Annotated in this window: 16 protein-coding genes; 8 read left to right on the plus strand and 8 right to left on the minus strand. The window is 60.9% G+C overall.

The window, feature by feature from the left end:
• Positions 1-172: 172 nt before the first annotated feature.
• Positions 173-1,108 (minus strand): DUF808 domain-containing protein, encoded by a 936-nt coding sequence (locus O9Z63_RS02690; RefSeq protein WP_270127744.1) that lies wholly within the window; start codon positions 1,106-1,108, stop codon positions 173-175.
• 500 nt (positions 1,109-1,608) lie between these two features.
• Here O9Z63_RS02690 and O9Z63_RS02695 point away from each other — a divergent pair, with 500 nt between their 5' ends.
• Positions 1,609-2,082, plus strand: a complete 474-nt coding sequence (locus O9Z63_RS02695; protein ID WP_270127745.1) for a hypothetical protein — start codon at positions 1,609-1,611, stop codon at positions 2,080-2,082.
• A 161-nt stretch (positions 2,083-2,243) separates the two neighbouring features.
• On the opposite strand, the gene pta is transcribed toward O9Z63_RS02695, so the two are convergent.
• Positions 2,244-4,334 carry a phosphate acetyltransferase gene (pta, locus tag O9Z63_RS02700; protein WP_270127746.1) on the minus strand — a complete coding sequence of 697 codons (2,091 nt, stop codon included), beginning with the start codon at positions 4,332-4,334 and terminating at the stop codon, positions 2,244-2,246.
• 146 nt (positions 4,335-4,480) lie between these two features.
• Between pta and O9Z63_RS02705 the strand changes: the two genes are divergently transcribed.
• Complete coding sequence (locus tag O9Z63_RS02705) at positions 4,481-5,020, plus strand: hypothetical protein (RefSeq protein ID WP_270127747.1); 540 nt, start codon at positions 4,481-4,483, stop codon at positions 5,018-5,020.
• A gap of 51 nt (positions 5,021-5,071) precedes the next feature.
• Here the strand turns inward: O9Z63_RS02705 and O9Z63_RS02710 are convergent, their stop codons facing one another.
• Together O9Z63_RS02710 and fabG are read right to left on the minus strand one after the other, a co-directional pair.
• Entirely contained in the window at positions 5,072-5,740 is a 669-nt protein-coding gene (locus O9Z63_RS02710) for a YiiX family permuted papain-like enzyme (RefSeq protein WP_270127748.1), read from the minus strand.
• A 141-nt stretch (positions 5,741-5,881) separates the two neighbouring features.
• Positions 5,882-6,631 (minus strand): 3-oxoacyl-[acyl-carrier-protein] reductase, encoded by a 750-nt coding sequence (gene fabG / locus O9Z63_RS02715; RefSeq protein WP_270127749.1) that lies wholly within the window; start codon positions 6,629-6,631, stop codon positions 5,882-5,884.
• 170 nt (positions 6,632-6,801) lie between these two features.
• Here fabG and O9Z63_RS02720 point away from each other — a divergent pair, with 170 nt between their 5' ends.
• The gene (locus tag O9Z63_RS02720) at positions 6,802-8,043 is read left to right on the plus strand and encodes a geranylgeranyl reductase family protein (protein WP_270127750.1); all 1,242 of its coding nucleotides are present in this window, start codon (positions 6,802-6,804) and stop codon (positions 8,041-8,043) included.
• A gap of 74 nt (positions 8,044-8,117) precedes the next feature.
• On the opposite strand, the gene O9Z63_RS02725 is transcribed toward O9Z63_RS02720, so the two are convergent.
• The gene (locus tag O9Z63_RS02725; protein WP_270127751.1) at positions 8,118-8,852 is read right to left on the minus strand and encodes a tetratricopeptide repeat protein; all 735 of its coding nucleotides are present in this window, start codon (positions 8,850-8,852) and stop codon (positions 8,118-8,120) included.
• Between the two features lie 241 nt (positions 8,853-9,093).
• Between O9Z63_RS02725 and lpdA the strand changes: the two genes are divergently transcribed.
• Positions 9,094-10,488 carry a dihydrolipoyl dehydrogenase gene (gene lpdA, locus O9Z63_RS02730; RefSeq protein ID WP_270127752.1) on the plus strand — a complete coding sequence of 465 codons (1,395 nt, stop codon included), beginning with the start codon at positions 9,094-9,096 and terminating at the stop codon, positions 10,486-10,488.
• Between the two features lie 117 nt (positions 10,489-10,605).
• Positions 10,606-10,821: a hypothetical protein gene (locus tag O9Z63_RS02735; protein WP_270127753.1), complete on the plus strand. Its 216-nt coding sequence runs from the start codon at positions 10,606-10,608 to the stop codon at positions 10,819-10,821.
• 27 nt (positions 10,822-10,848) lie between these two features.
• On the opposite strand, the gene argH is transcribed toward O9Z63_RS02735, so the two are convergent.
• The 3 genes from argH to argB form a co-directional block, all read right to left on the minus strand.
• A complete protein-coding gene (argH, locus tag O9Z63_RS02740; protein WP_270127754.1) occupies positions 10,849-12,147 on the minus strand; it encodes an argininosuccinate lyase in 1,299 nt (432 codons plus the stop codon).
• Between the two features lie 204 nt (positions 12,148-12,351).
• Positions 12,352-13,419 (minus strand): M20 family metallo-hydrolase, encoded by a 1,068-nt coding sequence (locus tag O9Z63_RS02745; protein WP_270127755.1) that lies wholly within the window; start codon positions 13,417-13,419, stop codon positions 12,352-12,354.
• Positions 13,407-14,189, minus strand: a complete 783-nt coding sequence (gene argB, locus O9Z63_RS02750) for an acetylglutamate kinase (protein ID WP_270127756.1) — start codon at positions 14,187-14,189, stop codon at positions 13,407-13,409. Before argB ends, O9Z63_RS02745 begins: the two co-directional genes overlap by 13 nt.
• Positions 14,190-14,792: 603 nt before the next feature.
• On the opposite strand from argB, the gene O9Z63_RS02755 reads away from it, so the two are divergent.
• The 3 genes from O9Z63_RS02755 (at position 14,793) to argC (ending at position 17,739) form a co-directional block, all read left to right on the plus strand.
• Positions 14,793-15,362 (plus strand): GNAT family N-acetyltransferase, encoded by a 570-nt coding sequence (locus O9Z63_RS02755; RefSeq protein ID WP_270127757.1) that lies wholly within the window; start codon positions 14,793-14,795, stop codon positions 15,360-15,362.
• Between the two features lie 216 nt (positions 15,363-15,578).
• Positions 15,579-16,769, plus strand: coding sequence for an argininosuccinate synthase (gene argG / locus O9Z63_RS02760; protein ID WP_270127758.1), 1,191 nt, complete (start codon positions 15,579-15,581; stop codon positions 16,767-16,769).
• On the plus strand, positions 16,744-17,739 hold the full coding sequence (argC, locus tag O9Z63_RS02765; RefSeq protein WP_270127759.1) for an N-acetyl-gamma-glutamyl-phosphate reductase: 996 nt from the start codon (positions 16,744-16,746) through the stop codon (positions 17,737-17,739). The genes argG and argC overlap by 26 nt, the downstream gene beginning before the upstream one ends.
• The last annotated feature ends 24 nt before the right edge of the window (positions 17,740-17,763 follow it).

A 17,763-nucleotide genomic window follows, 5' to 3' on the forward strand; every position in this document is an offset into this window, starting at 1 on the left:
ATGAGCAGATCGTGCTGTATTAAGCCAATACCGTTCCTGCCGGTGTAGAGACGCGTACTCGCGTCTCGTCGTTGCTGACGTTGTTTCACTGGCACAGTTTGGCTCAGTTCCGGCCGTTCAACGACGAGACGCGAATACGCGTCTCTACACCCAGGCAGACAGGAAGTCTGCGCTACTGCGCAACCTCCTTCTTGGCCGGCATCAGCTTCTTTACCAGCCGTACTACCTGGTCAACCACGAAGCCAATCACCAGACCGCCTAGGCCGCAGGCCACTACTTTGGCCAGCCAGGCCACGGCGGGCATGGAGGCCAGGGCTACTTCTAGGTCGTGCAGCAGATGGGCGGTGAAGGGGATGCCGTGGGCAATGATTTCGGCACCCACCCACAGCATGGCGGCGGTGCCCACGTAGCTCAGGATGCTGAGAAACTTCGGCATGAACTTCACGAGGCCGCGGCCGAAGCTCTTGGTGGCCGCGCTGTTGTCGCCCTCGGCCAGGTGCAGGCCGATGTCGTCGGCTTTCACAATCAGCCCTACGAAGCCGTACACGGCCACCGTGATGAACACCGCCACGGCCAGCATCACCACAATCTGGTTCACGATGGGCTGGTCGGTTACCTGGCTGTAGGCAATGGCCATGATTTCAGCCGACAAGATGATGTCGGTGCGGACGGCACCGGCCACGCGCTGCTTTTCCAGCTCCTCCGGCGTAATGGTTTCCAGCTGCTCGGTTTCCGCGTGGGCCTCGGGGTGCTGGCTGAACATGGAGTGCACCTTCTCGTAGCCCTCGTAGCACAGGTAAGCCCCGCCCAGCATCAGGATGGGCGTGATGGCCCAGGGCGCGAAGTAGCCAAGCACCAGCGCCGCCGGGGTCAGAATCAACAGCTTGTTGAACAGCGACTTTTTGGCAATCTGGAAGATGATGGACAGCTCCCGGCTGGGGTCGAGGCCGACCACGTATTTGGGCGTCACGGCCGTATCGTCAATCACGATGCCCGACACCTTGCCGGTGGTTTTAGCCACCTGCGCCGGCACATCGTCCAGGCTGGCGGCACTGACTTTCACTAAAGCCGAAATATCATCTAGTAATGCAAAAAGTCCGGAGGCCATGTAGGTTGTTTGGGTGAAAAAAGCAGAGTTAAAAGCGTGCAGCCGGCCCGCGTGCCCGGGTTATCGGGCGGCAGGCCGCTGCAAAGGTATCCGGAGCAGCTGTACGTTGGCTACAGGCCCGGAGCCGAAGCTCGGCAGGCCAGCCGGTACGTAACGACCGTAGGGGTGCGACATGCTATTACGGTTTTCCCGCAAAAAAGACGAGTGGCGTGGGTAGCTGATGGTAGGTGCCGGTAATCTTATTACTCTGGGATCGTTCGGCCGCATCAGCATCAAAACCATTGATATTTGGCCCTGTGTAGCGCGACGCAGTCGATCTGCTTCTATTCTCGATAGCCAAGGTTGTGCGGACTGAGTTTCGGAAATAAGCTTAACGTCGGTGCTGTTGCTGAAAGATTGCTGCATACACAGCGTATATTGCCAAAAATCAAACGTCCTCGCTACTTTCGGCAACAAGGGTATTGTGCGTCGTTTTATAAAAAAAACAGACACTTAAAAATATGAACAAAATAAAAATTGTAATAATCATGGCAGGGCTTTTTTCTTGGTTTACAGGTTGCAAAGAACAGTCTGACGAACAAGATTTTCAAGATGATAAATTTAAAGTAGGGCAAATATGGAAATATGATACTCGATTAGGAGAAGAAAATTCAGTAATCAAAATTTTGAAGGTTGAAAAATATGATAGTTCGGGAATTGTTATTCATATCTATGTTAACGGGCTTAAAGTGAAAAATCCACATAATCCAACAGGTTTTTCAGACGAAATCGGACACTTGCCTTTATCTAAAGATGCCCTTTTGAGAAGTGTAACAACGCTTGTTTCTGAATGCAATAAATTGCCTGACTATAAAGGGGGATATAGTACTTGGAAAGAAGTGTTTGATAATAATAAAGGTGGAATATTTTCTATTGCTGTTAAAGACGCTGTGAAATATGTTGAGGAAGCAATGATTGATGCAACAAAAATTTAAAGAACAAAACACGAATGCATAATAAGCGTTTGGCGAAATTGGGGCGACAGTGCTGAATTAAATATTTGTGCTTCTAAGTCCCCACCTTCACCAAGACCCAAAAATAAAAAAGGCCCCGTTGCTTCACCTGAAGCAACGGGGCCTTTTTGCGGCTGCCGAAACTAGCCCTGCGCCTGAATGGCCGTCAGCAGCACCGTGTTGTAGATGTCGTCGACGGTGCAGCCACGGCTCAGGTCGTTGACGGGTTTGTTCAGGCCCTGCAGCATCGGGCCGATAGCCAGGGCGCCGGTTTCGCGCTGCACGGCTTTGTAGGTGTTGTTGCCGGTGTTCAGGTCGGGGAAGATGAGCACGCTGGCCTGGCCGGCTACCGGCGAGCCGGGTAGCTTCTGCTGGCCCACGGCGGGGTCCACGGCGGCATCGTACTGGATGGGGCCTTCCACCAGCAAATCGGGGCGGAGCTGGCGCACGAGCTGGGTGGCCTGGCGCACCTTGTCCACGTCGGCGCCCTCGCCGGAGGTGCCGGAGGAGTAGGACAGCATGGCCACCCGCGGCTCGATGCCGAAGCGCCGGGAGCTGTCGGCCGAGGAAATGGCAATTTCGGCCAGCTGCTCGGCGGTGGGGTTGGGGTTCACGGCGCAGTCGCCAAACACGGCCACCCGATCCGGCAGACACATAAAGAACACCGACGACACCACCGACACGCCCGGCCGCGTCTTGATAAACTGCAGCGCCGGCCGAATGGTGTGCTGCGTGGTGTGCACCGCCCCCGACACCATACCGTCGGCCAGGCCCTTGTACACCATCATCGAGCCGAAGTACGACACGTCGGTCATCAGGTCGCGGGCCATTTCCAGGGTCACGCCCTTGCTGCGGCGCAGCTCGAACAGGGTTTCGGCGAAGTCCTGGAACAGTGCGGAATGTTGCGGGTCGAGCAGCTGCACGCGCTGCGGGTCCAGGGGGCGGCCGAGGCGCTTGGCAGCGGCCAGAATCTGGGTCGGGTCGCCGAGGATGGTGAGGCTCACCACGTCCTGCTCCAGCAGGCGGGCCGCCGCGCGTAGCACCCGGTCGTCGTTGCCTTCGGGCAATACAATGTGCTTGCGCTGACTGCGCGCCCATTGCAGCAGCTGGTACTGGAACATGTGCGGCGTGAGGCCGCGCGGCGCAAACGTGCTGAGCTGCTCCAGCAGGCGCGGCGCATCGAGGTGGCGCTCAAACGTCTGGATGGCTAGCCGGATTTTCTTGGTTTGCTGTGGCCCGATGCGCGCCTGAATATTGCCGATGCGGGTGGTGGTCTGGAACGTGCCCGACTCCACCAGCAGCATCGGCACGGCCACGGGCAAACCCTCAATCAGGCGCAGCACCGAGTCTTCGGGCCGGTAGCCGCTGGTGAGCACCAGCCCCGCTACGCGCGGGTAGCTGGCCGACATATTGGCCTGCAAGGCACTTAAAATAAGGTCGGCCCGGTCGCCGGGCGTGATGATGAGCACGTTTTCCTCGAGGCGCAGCAAAAAGTTGGGCACCTGCATCGAGCCGTTGATGAAGTGGTCGACGGGGTTGGTAAGCTGGTCGGCCCCGAACAGCAGCTCGCCGCCCAACTGGTCGTGGATTTCCTGCATGGTGGGGCTGCGCAGGGCCGGGCTTTCCGGAATGAGGGCCAGCTGGGTTTCGGGCGGCAGCTGGTCGCGCAGTAGGGTGCGTACCTCGTCCAGCTGCGCCGGGGCCACGCGGTTGAGCACCAAAGCCAGCACCTGCACCTCGCTTTCCAGTGCGTCGCGCCGGATGGACAGGGCGGCGTTGACGAGCTGCTCAACGGTTTTGTCGAGGCCTGAAATCAGCAGTACCACCGGCACGCTCAGGTTGCGGGCCACCTGCCAGTTGAGGTCCAGCTCCAGTGCCAGGCTGCTGCCCACGAAGTCGGTGCCTTCCACCACCACAAAATCGTGGGCGGCTTCCAGCTGCTTGAAGCGGTGGATGATGGTGTCGAGCAGCTCGCCAGCGCGGCCGGCCTCCACCATGCGCAGCGCCTCCTGGCCGGTGTAGGCGTAGGTGTCGGGGTAGGCGAGGGGCAGCTGGAAGTGCTGTAGCACCGTCTGGATGTGGTAGTCGGGCTGGCCGTCGGCGAGGGGCGTGATGATGGGCTTGAAGTAGCCCACCCGCTGCGCCTGCCCCAGCAGCAGGTGCACCAGCCCCAGCGTCACAACGGATTTGCCGCTGTACGGCTCGGCAGTGGCAATGAAAACGGCTTTGCTCATAAGTAAGTCGGAGGTAGTCAGAAGCCCTTACGGATGCGGCGCAAGGTAGGGCGAGCGGCGCAGAGAATCCCGCCGTGAAGCGGCAGCTACCCGCATTGCTTACCTTGACGCCTGCTATCCTTCTACGATAAAACAGCTAAGCCGCTATGGGGGCACTATCCAGACGTTCCGCCACAAGGGTATGGTTGATTGGCGCAGCCCTGGCGGGTCTGCTAACCGCTTGCACATCCAACAACAAGCTCACTCCTGCAAGCAGCGCCCCAGCGCCTTACGCCGAGGCAAAGCTCCGTGGCTGCCTGCCCGAGCGCTGGACGGTGCAGAAAGTAGCGGCCGACAGCAACAAAATTGCCCTGGCGCACATCGGCAAAGCAGACTTTGAGCTGCATTTCGAGGCGCAGTATTCGGTAGTGGATACGCTGTATGCCCGGCAGCTGCGCAAGAAGCCCAGCAATACGTACCAGCCGCTCATCGTCCTGCACTTCTACCGGCACTCAACTGAAATACAGCAACAGGCGCGCTTCGTACAGGATAACAGGGCCATTATATCGGCGCTTGAGTTTCCGCAGGATTTCGGAGAAACGCAGGATTTTCTGGTGTATGAATCCACCGGCCCGGTTGCTCTGCGCGCTGTTGATGCAGCAGAAGTGCAGCTGAGGAAGTGCCTTCAGTCCAAGCTGCGGGAGTAAACGAAAAAGCCCCGTGGCGCTGTGGCGGGCCAGTGGGAATAAACCAGATCCTTACCGCACCGTTACCAGTTCCGGGCTTTCCAGCATCCGTACCGGCGAAATCACCAGCTCATCGAGCGGGAGCTGGCGGCCGTACCGCTCGCGCAGCTTGGCCTGCACGGCGGGGTGGGAGAGGTCGAAGTCGCGCAGGTGCTGGAGCTGCCCGATTTTGCGGCCGGTGGCTTGCTGGTACATCTTCCAGAGCAGCTCCGAGCAATAAATCCGTTCGTCCGACCAGCCAAAATACAGGTCGTAGCTGCGGCCGCGGTACTGCTCGCCGGCGGCGTATAGCTTCCGTAGCACCGGGGGCGTCAGCACGATTTGGGCGTCGCGCAGGCGCTTTACCACGAAACGGCCGCCCTGGCCCCGCGCCACCCAGGCTGCCAGGGAGGTTTCACTCACGGGCTGCACGGCCTCAAACACGCGCCACTCGCCGTTTTTCCGGAACAGAATGCCGCAGTGGCTGTACTCGGAATGCGTAGCCAGCTGAATGGCCCGGCTCTGCGCTGATTGGGAGGTCTGGAAAATCAGGTCGCCGTCGTGGAGGCGCGGGGCCAGCTGCTGCACGGCGGTGCTGGCCGCCTGGGTTTGGCGCAGGCGGGTGTAGCGGCGGTGCAGGCGCGGGTAGGCCAGCACCGTGAGCAGCAGCAGTGGCAGCAGAAACAGCAGGAAGCGGCGCATGGTGGGGTGGGGGAGTAAGGAAAGGATGTAACGCGAAGTTGCACTTCGCGAAGCGCCGCAGCATCGTTTTCAGGGCTGCTACCCCAAACGACGTGTACGCTCCGCGAAGTGCAACTTCGCGTTACAGACAGGACCGCAGTGCTACGTCAGCATGCCGCCGTCTACCTGCAGCACCTGGCCGGTGATGTAGCTGCTGTCGTCGGAAGCCAGAAACGCGGTGGCTTTGGCCACGTCTTCGGGGGTGCCGCCGCGGCGCAGCGGAATGGCTTTGCGCCACTCGTCTACCTGCTTGGCGTCGAGGGCGTCGGTCATTTCGGTTTCGATGAAGCCGGGCGCTACGGCGTTGCAGCGGATGTTGCGCGAGCCCAGCTCCAGCGCCACCGACTTCGTGAAGCCGATAATGCCCGACTTGGAGGCCGCATAGTTGGCCTGGCCGGCGTTGCCTTTGATGCCCACTACCGAGCTCATGTTGATGATGCTGCCGGCTTTGGCGCGCATCATGGGCTTGGTGGCGGCTTTGGTGAGGTTGAACACCGACTTCAGATTCACCGCAATAACCTGGTCCCACTGCTGCTCGCTCATGCGCATCAGCAGGCCGTCCTGCGTGATGCCGGCGTTGTTCACCAGAATGTCCAGCTTGCCGAATTCGGCCACCACGTCGTCCACCAGCTTTTCGGCTTCGGCATACACCGAGGCATCGGAGCGGAAGCCTTTCACTTTGGTGCCGTGGGCGGCCAGTTCTTCTTCGAGCTGCTGGCCTTTCTCCACGCTGGACAGGTAGGTGAAAGCCACCTGGGCGCCCTGCTGGGCAAAATATACCGCAATGGCGCGGCCGATTCCTTTGGAAGCGCCCGTAATCAGGGCCACTTTTCCGTCGAGCTGTTTTGTCATGCGGCGAAGATAGGCGCGTTATTGGTTTTTTGTTGTTCGTTGCCCGTAGGGCATTGGCGAAGCCGGGGCGTCGGAAACCAGTGCGTCGACGGTTACCTTGCAGCTTCTCTGGCGCGTTGGTACTGCCTACGGATAGAGCGAAAAACGAAAACCCAATAACGAACAACGAGTTGCTCGAAACCGACATCTGCATTCTGGGCGCCGGGCCCGGCGGCGCCACGGCGGCCCTGCACCTGGCCAACGCCGGCCACCGCTGCCTGCTGCTGGACAAGGCCACTTTCCCGCGCGACAAAGTGTGCGGCGACGCACTCAGCGGCAAAGTCATCAACGAGCTGCGCCGGATAGGGGAGGCGCTGCCCGCCCAGCTGGCCGCCGACCCCGCCCAGGTGCCCAGCTGGGGCATCGACTTCTACGCGCCCAACGGCCGCAAGCTGGCGGTGCCCTTCAAGCCGCACTACAACAAAGCCGCTGACCGCGCCGCCGGCCACATCATCAAGCGCCTCGACTTCGATAATTTCCTGATCGAGGAAGTGCGCCGCCGCTCCGAAATCGACTTCCGCGAAGGCCTGGACGCCGCCCTGCCCGAGCAGCAGCCCGACGGCCGCTGGCTGGTGCGCGACGCCGCCGGCGCACCCGTGGCGCTGGCGCGGCTGCTGCTGGTGGCCAACGGCGCGCAGTCGGGGTTTGCGCGGCTGGTGGCGGGGCACGCGCTGGAGCCGGCCCACCACTGCGCTGGCCTGCGGGCCTACTACCGCGGCGTGCAGGGCCTGCACGCCGATAATTTCATCGAGCTGCACTTCATTCAGGACTTTCTGCCCGGCTACCTGTGGGTGTTTCCGCTGCCCAACGGCGAGGCCAACGTGGGCGTGGGCATGCTCACGGAAGCCGTATCGAAAAAGAAAGTGAACCTGCGCGAACGGCTGGCCGAAATCCTGCAGACGCACCCGGCCCTCAAAGACCGGTTCGCTGGGGCCGAGCGGCTGGGCCCGGTGCGCGGCTTCGGGCTGCCGTTGGGCTCTAGGCGCCGCGTGCTGTCGGGCCCCAGCTACCTGCTGCTCGGCGACGCCGCCTCGCTTATCGACCCGTTCACGGGCGAAGGCATCAGCCACGCCATGGTATCGGGGCGGCACGCCGCCGACTGGGCCGGCCGGGCGCTGGCGGCACAGGATTTCTCGGCAGGTTTCCTGCGCGGCTACGACGCGGCCGTGTACAACCGCCTGGGCCAGGAGCTGCGCCTGAGCCGCGCCATGCAGAAGCTGCTCGACTACCCGTGGCTGTTCAACTTCGTGGCCAACCGCGCCGCCAACAACCCCACCCTGGCCGAAACTCTCTCGATGATGTTCCTGGACCTGGATATGCGTGAGCGGCTGCGCCAGCCCAGCTTCTACCTGAAGCTGCTGTTTGGGCGGTAGCTCGCTGTCATTGCGAGCAGACTGTCATTGCGAGCGGAGCGAAGCAATGACAGTCTGCTCGCAATGACAGCGAGCTACTTACCAGCATACCGCCGCAGGCTTTTGGCGGCTTCGGGGTTGAGTTGGGTGGCTTTTTCGAGGTCGGTTTTGGCCTCGGCGGGCTTGTTGATGGAAGAGTAACTGATGCCGCGGTACTCGTAGGCGTCGGCGTAGGTGGGGTCCAGCTCGATGGCCTTCGTGAAATCAGGGATGGCGCCTTTGAAGTTGAACATCTGCATGCGGGCCGCGCCCCGGCCGAAGAAGGCTTCCTTATCGGTGGGGTTGTACTTGGTGGCCTTGCTGAAGTCGGAGATGGCGGGGGTGTACTGTTTGAGCTTGAGACGGTTCAGGCCGCGGTTGTAGTACACCTCGGCGTTGGTGGGCTTGAGGCGGGCGGCCAGGTTGTAGTCGGCAATGGCGTCGGCGTAGTCCTTGAGGTGGCTTTTGGCCTTGGCCCGGGTCAGCAGCGCGTCGAAGTTGCGGGGCGAGCCTTTGAGCGTCGCATCCGCAATGCGGATTTCGTTGCGGTAGTCGGCGCTGGATTTGCGGGCGGCGGCTTCCATGGTGCCGGGGACGGGCACGGGCGCGGCGGCGGAGGCCGTTGCTGCCTCCGTGCCGGTGCTGGCGGTAGCGGCCGGCGCGGAGGCTGTTTCCTGGCGCATGGCGCGCTGGGCGGTGCCAGGCTTGTCGGTTTCGACGGTGGTGGCGCACTGGCTGAAAAACAGCAGGCTGCCGGTGATGGAAAGCAGGGAGAGTAGACGGTGGCTCATAAGCGAAGCAGTAGGAGGGGCGCCGTGCTGGCGCGGTAAGCGGTAAATGTAAATCGGGTCTTCTACGGCACATCGGCCCGAACGGATATAGGCCAGCTGTTGTTTTAAGCGTCCTGCCGGGCTGGCAGGCGGCTGGTGGCCGTCAGTTGGCGAGTTGCGCGGCCTGCCTATCTTTGCCGGGCCCCCGCCAGCAGTTCGTGCCCGGTGTGGGTTTTTCTATCTCACCCTCAAGTACAACAACATGGCATTGCAATACGACCTGGTCGTTGTCGGCAGCGGCCCCGGCGGCTACGTGGCTGCTATCCGGGCTTCGCAGCTTGGTCTGAAAGTCGGCGTTATCGAGCGGGAGTCGCTTGGCGGCATCTGCCTCAACTGGGGCTGCATTCCAACCAAAGCCTTGCTCAAAAGCGCCCAGGTGTTTGAATACCTCAACCACGCCGCCGATTATGGCCTCAAGGCCGAAGGCGTGGGCTACGATTTTGACGCCGTTATCAAGCGCAGCCGCGGTGTGGCCGAGGGCATGAGCAAGGGCATCAACTTCCTATTCAAAAAGAATAAAATCGACGCCCTGATGGGCACCGGCAAGCTGCTGGCCCCCGGCAAGGTGGAGCTCACCAAAGCCGACGGCACCAAGGAAACCGTGGAGGCCAAGAGCATCATTCTGGCCACCGGCGCCCGCTCGCGCGAGCTGCCCACCATGCCCGTCGACAACAAGAAAATCATCGGCTACCGCCAGGCCATGGTGATGCCTGAGCTGCCCAAGCGCCTCGTGGTGGTGGGTTCCGGCGCTATCGGCGTGGAGTTTGCCTACTTCTACCGCACCATGGGTTCGGAGGTGACGGTGGTGGAATACCTGCCCCGCATCGTGCCCGTGGAGGATGAGGAAGTGAGCCGCCAGATGGAGAAATCCTTCAAGAAAATCGGCGTGAACGTGCTGACTTCGGCCGAGGTAACCAAGGTGGACACCAGTGGCGCCGGCTGCCTCGTAACCGTGAAAACGGCCAAAGGCGACCAGCAGATTGAGTGCGACGTGGTGCTGAGCGCCGTGGGCGTGCAAACAAACCTCGAAAACATCGGTATCGAGGAGCTGGGCATCAAGGTGGAGAAAGGCCGCGTGATTGTGGACGACTTCTACCAGACCAACGTGCCCGGCATCTACGCCATCGGCGACATCGTGCCCGGCCCCGCGCTGGCCCACGTGGCTTCCGCTGAAGGCATCATCTGCGTGGAGAAAATTGCCGGCCATCAACCCGAGCCGCTCAACTACCAGAACATTCCCGGCTGCACCTACGCTTCGCCGGAAATTGCCTCGGTGGGCCTCACCGAAGCCGAAGCCAAAAAGCAGGGCTACGACATCTTGGTCGGCAAATTCCCGTTCTCAGCCTCCGGCAAAGCCTCGGCCGGCGGCGTGAAAGACGGCTTCGTGAAAGTCATCTTCGACAAGAAGTACGGCGAGTGGCTGGGCGCCCACATGATTGGCGCCAACGTAACCGAAATGATTGCCGAAGTGGTGGTAGCCCGCAAGCTGGAAACCACCGGCCACGAAATCATCAAGGCCGTGCACCCGCACCCCACCATGAGCGAAGCCATCATGGAAGCCGCCGCCGCCGCCTACGGCGAGGTAATTCACCTTTAAAAATGTAGCATAGGCTTCAGTCTGTGCCGCATGCGAAAGGCCCCGAAACCGTCTGGTTTCGGGGCCTTTTCAGTATACTTGTCTCTGTTTATCCGGAAACGCTAACCCCCTACAATTATGAAGTGGCTGCCAACTTTCACGAAACTGTTTTTACTATTCGTCTTGGGGTTAATCCTGAGTGTAGTCGGAGCAATAGGTTTCAATATGACACTGGGAAACTACACTGCATCTTCAATATTCGACCTAGCTAAGATACTCGGCTTTGTTCTGACAGTGCTGGCGCCGCTGCTGATCCTGCTGAAGTTCTTTATGCGGCTGGATAGCAAAGCCTAGCCCTTTCCGGTGCTGTCTCCTTGCCGACTACGTCAGGCGGCTGCCCGTCCGGAACCGCGCCACCTTCGCCCGGATTTCTTCCAGCCCCAGGTTATGCACGCTGCCCAGGTGAGTGGTCTGGAATTCCTTATGGGGCACGTAGGAGCCGTCTTCCACGGCTAGGCCCACTTGCTTGTAAGCCGTGCGGAAGGGCGTGCCGGTCTGGATCAGCTGGTTGATATTCTCCACCGTAAACACGGCATCGTACTTGGGCTGGTTGAGCAGGTCGGGTTTGATGCGCAGCTGGGGCAACGCAAACAGCACTATGTCGAGGATGTCCAAAAACTGCGTCATCGGCTCGAACAGGATTTCCTTCAGAATCTGGAAGTCCCGGTGGTAGCCGCTGGGCAGGTTGCCGGTGGCTAGTATCAGCGTGTTGGGTAGGGCCTGCAACGCGTTGCAGCGGGCCCGGATCAGCTCAAACACATCGGGGTTTTTCTTGTGGGGCATGATGCTGCTGCCGGTGGTAAACTCTTTGGGCAGCTCCACGAAGGCCATATCCTGCCCGTTGTAGAGCACTAAGTCGTAGCTCATTTTGGCCAGGGTGGCGGCCATGCCGGCCAGGGCGAAGGCCACGGTTTTCTCGGTTTTACCGCGCAGCATCTGGGCCCCTACGCTGCTCACGGCCAGGTTCCCGAAGCCCATTTCCCGCGTCGTCTGCAGCCGGTCGATGGGGAAGGAGCTGCCGAAGCCCGCGCCCGAGCCCAGCGGGTTCTGGTCGGCCACGGTGTGGGCCGCCTCGAACAGGGCCAGGTCCAGCAGCAGGTGCTCGGCGTAGGCCGAAAACCACAGCCCGAACGAGCTGGGCATGGCCGCTTGGAAGTGGGTGTAGCCCGGCATCAGATCGGTTTTGTGTGTTTCCGCCTTTTGCAGCAGCACTTCCACCAGCTCCAGCGTTTTAGCCGCCGCGCGCCGGGTGTAGTCTTTCAGGAACAGCTGAATGGCGGTCAGCACCTGGTCGTTGCGGGAGCGGGCGGTGTGGATTTTCTTGCCCGCGTCGCCGTAGTGCTCGGTGAGGTAGGACTCAATTTTGGAGTGCACGTCCTCGAAGTCTTCGCCGATGGTGAACGTGCCGGCTTCCAGCTGCGCGGCCAGCTCCTGCAGACCCTGCTGCAGCTGCTGGTTTTCCGCCGCGGAAATCAGCCCCGCCCCGGCCAGCATGTTGGCCTGGGCCCGGGAGGCCTGCACGTCGAACTGCGCCAGGTACATATCCAGCTCCCGGTCGCGCCCGACGGTGAACTGCTCGATTTTTTTGTCAACGGCAATGCCTTTATCCCAGATTTTCATAGGTGAAGGGAGTAGCGCTAAGCCTTTGCTTCGCGTTTGATGAGTAAGTTGATTCAGGCTGTAGAGACGCAATATTTTGCGTCTCCTCGTTGCTGATATTGCTGTAGTTAGTTTCAAGTCGTTTAACGGTGCGCGTTACTACGGTCAGCATTCCACGCAGTACCAATCGTTCAACGACGAGACGCAAAATATTGCGTCTCTACCTCACAGCTCCAGCCCGTCCAGCATCTCCACGTAGCCCTGCACGCCGGCGCGGATTTCGCTGAGCAGGATGTACTCGTCGGGGGTGTGGGAGCGGGCCGAGTCGCCGGGGCCGATTTTGACGGTGATGAAGGGCATCATCGACTGATCGGAGAGGGTGACGGAGCCGAAGGTACGGCGGCCCAGCGCCACGCCGCGCTGCACCAGCGGGTGCGTGAGCGGGATGCGCGAGGAGTTGAGGTGGGTAGAGCGGGGCGTCACCTCAGCCCCGATGAGGCCGCGCACGAGCTCCACTACTTCCGGGTTAGTGTATAGCTCGTTGGTGCGCACGTCGGCCACGAAGGTGCAGCGGTCGGGCACCACGTTGTGCTGGGTGCCGGCCTGAATTTGGGTAACCGTCAGCTTCACCGGTCCCAGCAGCTCCGACACCCGCTCGAACCGATAGTCGCGCAGGCGCTGCACGTCGTCGAGGGCTTTGTAGAGGGCATTTTCGCCTTCCTCGCGGGCGGCGTGGCCGGTACGGCCGTGGGCCACGCAGTCGAGCACCACTAGGCCTTTTTCGGCCACGGCCAAGTCCATCTGGGTTGGTTCGCCCACGATGCCCAGGTCAATCCTAGGCAGCAGCGGCAGCAGCCGGCGGATGCCATTCGCGCCCGATACTTCCTCCTCGGCCGTAATGGCGCAGATGAGGTTGTAAGGCAAGTTCTCCCGCTCGTGGAAGTAGAGGAACGTGGCCAGCAGACTCACCGCTGAAGCCCCCGCGTCGTTGCTGCCCAGGCCGGTCAGCCGGTCGCCGTCTACCACGGCCCCGAACGGGTCGGCGGCCCAGGACGCGCCGGGCTTCACCGTGTCGTGGTGGGAGTTGAGCAGGATGGTGGGCTTGGCCGGGTCAAAGTGCTTCGAAACGGTCCACACGTTGTTCGCGTCGCGCTGGGGGCGGGCCCCCCGGAACGCCAGAAACCGGAAAATCAACTCGGCCGTCTGGTCCTCTTCCCGCGAGAAGGAGGGCGTCTGCACCAGTTGAATCAGCAGCTCAATGGCGGCGTCGGTAAGGGCGGTTAGCTCCGGCATAGCACGGTTTTTACGGACTCGTTGATGCGCAGGGCGTGCTCGATAACCACCCGCTCCACGCCGGCTTCCAGGGCGGCAAAGGCGTTATCCAGCTTGGGCACCATGCCGGCCGCAATGACGCCCTCGGCCTTCAGTTGCCGGTACTCAACGACGGTTATCTGCGGAATTACGGAGGCGTCATCATCCACGTCGCGCAGCACGCCGTCCTTCTCGAAGCAGTAGTGCAGCTCCACGGCGTAGTGCGGGGCCAGGGCGCAGGCCAGCACGCTGGCAATGGTATCGGCGTTGGTGTTGAGCAGCTGGCCCGCGCCGTCGTGGGTGATGGCGCAGAACACGGGCAGCAGGCCGGTTTCCAGCAACTGGCGCAGCAGGGTCACGTTCACGGCGTCGGCCGGCAGGTCGCCCACGAAGCCGTAGTCGATGTCGCGCACCGGCCGCCGCACGGCCCGGATGGCGTTGCCATCGGCCCCCGACAAACCCAGCGCATTTACGCCCGCGGCCTGCAGGCCGGCCACCACCTGCTTGTTGGTTTTGCCGGCGTAGAACATGGTTACGATGTCGAGGGTGGCCGCGTCGGTGATGCGGCGCCCCTGCACCATCTGGGGTTCCTGGCCCAGGTCGCGCAGCATCTGGCTGGCACCTTTGCCGCCGCCGTGCACCAGCACCTTGCGACCCGGCACCCGCGCCAGCTCCCGCAGAAACCGCTGCAGCTGGGCGTCATCATCAATAATGCCGCCCCCGATTTTAAAAATTTTCAGGCCTTCGCTCATAGGATGCAAGTAGGGAGAAATGCGGCATTGCGCGCCGTACGCTGCCAAAATGGAGCTCGTTGGGCCTCGGTCGCAACCGGGCGGCCTCACTGTTAAGAAATTTATTTTGCTCCCGGAGCGGCAAAGTTTCCGAAAAAAATCCTCTAGTTTTGCAACGATTTAGCGGTTTAAACGATTTAAACCGTGAAAACACTCCCTCGCCGCCCCGCGGCACCCGTCATGATTCAACTCTCTTCTATTGCGCTTCTGCGACGACCTAGCATGGTCGTGCGAATCATGCCAGCTTAACCGCTGGCTGCAATAGTACGTCCGGGTTCCGCCTCTACCGCGAACCGACGCCGGGTCCTCCCTCCGGAGCCCACCCCAAGAGACACTTTACGAATCAACCGACCTTAGTCCGAGTGTAAGCCTTCGTGTGACGTTGCCCGGTATCCGCCGGGATGCCCCGCTCCCCGGCCTGCTGGCCCCACCTTCTTTTTGGGTTTTTGTCGCTATCGGCGTTGCTGCCTGAGCATAGGCTTTGTCTGGCCCGCGCCGTTCCCCTCCTGCTTTTCGTCTTTCCGAGTCTGCTGCCCAACTCCGGCAGCCCACCGAGCTTTGACCATGTTCCTACGAGTCGCCGATGCTGCCGATGCGCAGTATGTGGAAACCCTCTGTCAATGGTACGCAGAATCCGCCAAAACCCGCGGCGTCGGCATTGCCAAGCGTGATCCTAACTATCTGATTAAGAAGATGGAAAAGGGTGATGCCATCATTGCCTTCATCGATGACCAGCTGGCGGGTTTCTGCTACATCGAAACCTTCGAGGATGCCAAGTTTGTGGTGAACTCGGGGCTGATTGTAAACACCGAGCTGCGCAAAGAGGGCCTGGGCCGCGCCATTAAGCACCGCGTGTTTGAGCTGTCGCGCACCAAGTACCCGGCGGCTAAGATCTTCGGTATCACCACTTCGGCGGCCGTGATGAAGATCAACAACGAGCTGGGCTACCGCCCCGTGACCTTCCCCGAGCTCACCCAGTCGGACGACTTCTGGAAGGGCTGCTCCAGCTGCAAAAACTACGGTATCCTGATGGAAAACCAGCGCAAAATGTGCCTCTGCACCGGTATGGTGTACGATACGCTGGACGACAGCTTCACGCAGCAATCCATCGAAATTCTGGAGCAGAAGCACTAATTGGTAGTCACCAGAACGTCATGCTCCATCTGGCGTCCGCTTGCCGAAGCATCTCTACCGCTTCGTTGCAATGGTAATTAATTGGCCAGAGGTAGAGATGCTTCGACTACGCCTCCGGCTTCGCTCAGCATGACGTTCTTTTTCCCACAACCTCAGCACGCGAGATGCTTCGGCTCCGCCTCTGCATGACGGCCCACTAATACTACACAGCACTCCATGAAAAAAAAGGTAGTTCTCGCCTATAGCGGCGGCTTGGATACGTCCTATTGCGTGGTGTACCTGACCCGGGAGCTGGGTCTGGAAGTCCACACGGTGATTGTCAACTCGGGCGGGTTCTCCCAGGAGGAGCTGGCCGGCATCGAGCAGCGCGCCTACGAAATGGGCTCCACGCGCCACGAGGTGATTGACGTAACCGAGCGGTTCTACCAGCAGTGCCTGCGCTACCTGCTGGCCGGCAACGTGCTCAAAAACGACACCTACCCGCTGAGCGTGAGTGCCGAGCGCATGTTTCAGAGCCTGGCGCTGGCCGAATACGCCCGCGAGAACAAGGCCGACTACATTGCCCACGGCAGCACCGGCGCCGGCAACGACCAGGTGCGCTTCGATGTGGCTTTCTCGGTGATTTCGCCCGACACCGAAATCATCACGCCCATCCGCGACCTGGGCCTCTCGCGCCAGCAGGAAATCGAGTATCTGCAAGCTAATGGCGTGGAGATGAGCTGGGAAAAAGCCAAATACTCCATCAACAAAGGCATCTGGGGCACTAGCGTGGGCGGCGTAGAAACCCTGACCTCCCGCCAGGGGCTGCCCGAGTCGGCCTGGCCGACGCAGCTGAGCCAGCACGAGCCCCAGGAAATCAGCATCACCTTCGAGAAAGGCGAGCCGGTGGCCCTGAACGGCGAAACCATGAAGCCGGTGGACCTGATTGTGGCCCTCAACGAGCTGGCCGGCCAGTACGCCATCGGCCGCGACACCCACGTGGGCGACACGATTCTGGGCATTAAGGGCCGGGTGGGCTTCGAGGCGCCCGCGCCGCTGATCCTCATTAAAGGCCACCACTTGCTGGAAAAGCACACTTCCAGCCGCTGGCAGCTACTGCACAAGGATTACATCGCCAACTGGTACGGCACGCTGCTGCACGAGGCCCAATACCTCGACCCGGTGATGCGCGACATGGAGGCGTTCCTGGAATCGTCGCAGGAGCGGGTGTCGGGCACGGTGTACGTGACGCTGAAGCCGTATCAGTTTGAGCTGCTGGGCGTGGAGTCGCCGTTCGATATGATGCAGTCGAAGGTGGCTACCTACGGCGAGGAGAACAACGCCTGGGACTCGCGCGACGCGAAAGGCTTCATCAAAATCTTCAGCAACCAGCTGCGGATTCATGGCTCGTTCAACGATGAAAATTAAGGCTGGTATCGTCGGCGGGGCCGGCTACACGGCGGGGGAACTGCTGCGGATTCTGCTGCACCACCAGTTTGTGGAGCTGGGTGGCATCGTGAGTTCTTCCAACGCCGGCAACCCCATCTACCAAGTGCACGACGACCTGGTGGGCGACACGGAGCTGCGCTTCGCGGCCGCGCTGCAGGGCGACGAAGACGTGGTGTTCCTGTGCCTGGGCCACGGCAACTCCAAGGCCTGGCTGACTCAGAACCCGCTGCCCGAAACCACCCACGTCATCGACCTGAGCAACGACTTCCGCCTGGAAGTCGATGCCGAGTTTGCGGGCCGGGAGTTTGTATACGGGCTGCCGGAGTTGAACCGCAGCCGCATCCAGCAGGCCCAGAGCATTGCCAATCCTGGCTGCTTCGCCACGGCTATCCAGCTGGCGCTGCTGCCGCTGGCCCAGGCCGGCAAGCTCCAAGACGACGTGCACGTATCGGCCATTACGGGCAGCACGGGCGCGGGGCAGAGCCTGTCGGAGACGGTGCATTTCTCGTGGCGCACCAACAACGTGTCCATCTACAAGCCCTTCACGCACCAGCATTTGGGCGAGATAGGGGAGAGCCTGGCGCAGCTGCAGCACGAGCTGGACGTGGACATCCACTTTATCCCGTACCGCGGCAACTTCACGCGGGGCATCTTCGCCAGCGTCTACACGCCGTCGGATTTGACCCAGGACGAGGCTCGCGCGCTGTACCAGCAGTTCTACCAGGACGCCCCGTTTACTACTGTGTCGGACAAGGAAGTGCATCTGAAGCAGGTAGTCAACACCAATAAGTGCCTGCTGCACGTGCAGAAACTCGGCAAGCAGTTGCTCATCACCTCCGTTATCGATAACCTGGTGAAAGGCGCTTCCGGCCAAGCCGTGCAGAACATGAACCTCATCTTCGGCCTGCCCGAAACGACGGGGCTGGGTTTGAAGGCCGGGCTGTTTTAAAGGACCAATCAATCCGCCGCCAAA

The organism is Hymenobacter yonginensis (genome assembly GCF_027625995.1).
GTDB lineage: Bacteria > Bacteroidota > Bacteroidia > Cytophagales > Hymenobacteraceae > Hymenobacter > Hymenobacter yonginensis.

Bases quoted from the DNA above. Each gene is read 5' to 3' on its own strand.
- argH (WP_270127754.1), bottom strand. From the start codon at position 12,147: ATGAAAATCTGGGATAAAGGCATTGCCGTTGACAAAAAAATCGAGCAG.
- O9Z63_RS02735 (WP_270127753.1), top strand. From the start codon at position 10,606: ATGAAGTGGCTGCCAACTTTCACGAAACTGTTTTTACTATTCGTCTTG.
- argG (WP_270127758.1), top strand. From the start codon at position 15,579: ATGAAAAAAAAGGTAGTTCTCGCCTATAGCGGCGGCTTGGATACGTCC.
- argB (WP_270127756.1), bottom strand. From the start codon at position 14,189: ATGAGCGAAGGCCTGAAAATTTTTAAAATCGGGGGCGGCATTATTGAT.
- O9Z63_RS02710 (WP_270127748.1), bottom strand. From the start codon at position 5,740: ATGCGCCGCTTCCTGCTGTTTCTGCTGCCACTGCTGCTGCTCACGGTG.
- pta (WP_270127746.1), bottom strand. From the start codon at position 4,334: ATGAGCAAAGCCGTTTTCATTGCCACTGCCGAGCCGTACAGCGGCAAA.
- O9Z63_RS02705 (WP_270127747.1), top strand. From the start codon at position 4,481: ATGGGGGCACTATCCAGACGTTCCGCCACAAGGGTATGGTTGATTGGC.
- O9Z63_RS02725 (WP_270127751.1), bottom strand. From the start codon at position 8,852: ATGAGCCACCGTCTACTCTCCCTGCTTTCCATCACCGGCAGCCTGCTG.
- O9Z63_RS02690 (WP_270127744.1), bottom strand. From the start codon at position 1,108: ATGGCCTCCGGACTTTTTGCATTACTAGATGATATTTCGGCTTTAGTG.
- fabG (WP_270127749.1), bottom strand. From the start codon at position 6,631: ATGACAAAACAGCTCGACGGAAAAGTGGCCCTGATTACGGGCGCTTCC.
- O9Z63_RS02745 (WP_270127755.1), bottom strand. From the start codon at position 13,419: ATGCCGGAGCTAACCGCCCTTACCGACGCCGCCATTGAGCTGCTGATT.
- O9Z63_RS02755 (WP_270127757.1), top strand. From the start codon at position 14,793: ATGTTCCTACGAGTCGCCGATGCTGCCGATGCGCAGTATGTGGAAACC.
- O9Z63_RS02695 (WP_270127745.1), top strand. From the start codon at position 1,609: ATGAACAAAATAAAAATTGTAATAATCATGGCAGGGCTTTTTTCTTGG.
- argC (WP_270127759.1), top strand. From the start codon at position 16,744: ATGGCTCGTTCAACGATGAAAATTAAGGCTGGTATCGTCGGCGGGGCC.
- lpdA (WP_270127752.1), top strand. From the start codon at position 9,094: ATGGCATTGCAATACGACCTGGTCGTTGTCGGCAGCGGCCCCGGCGGC.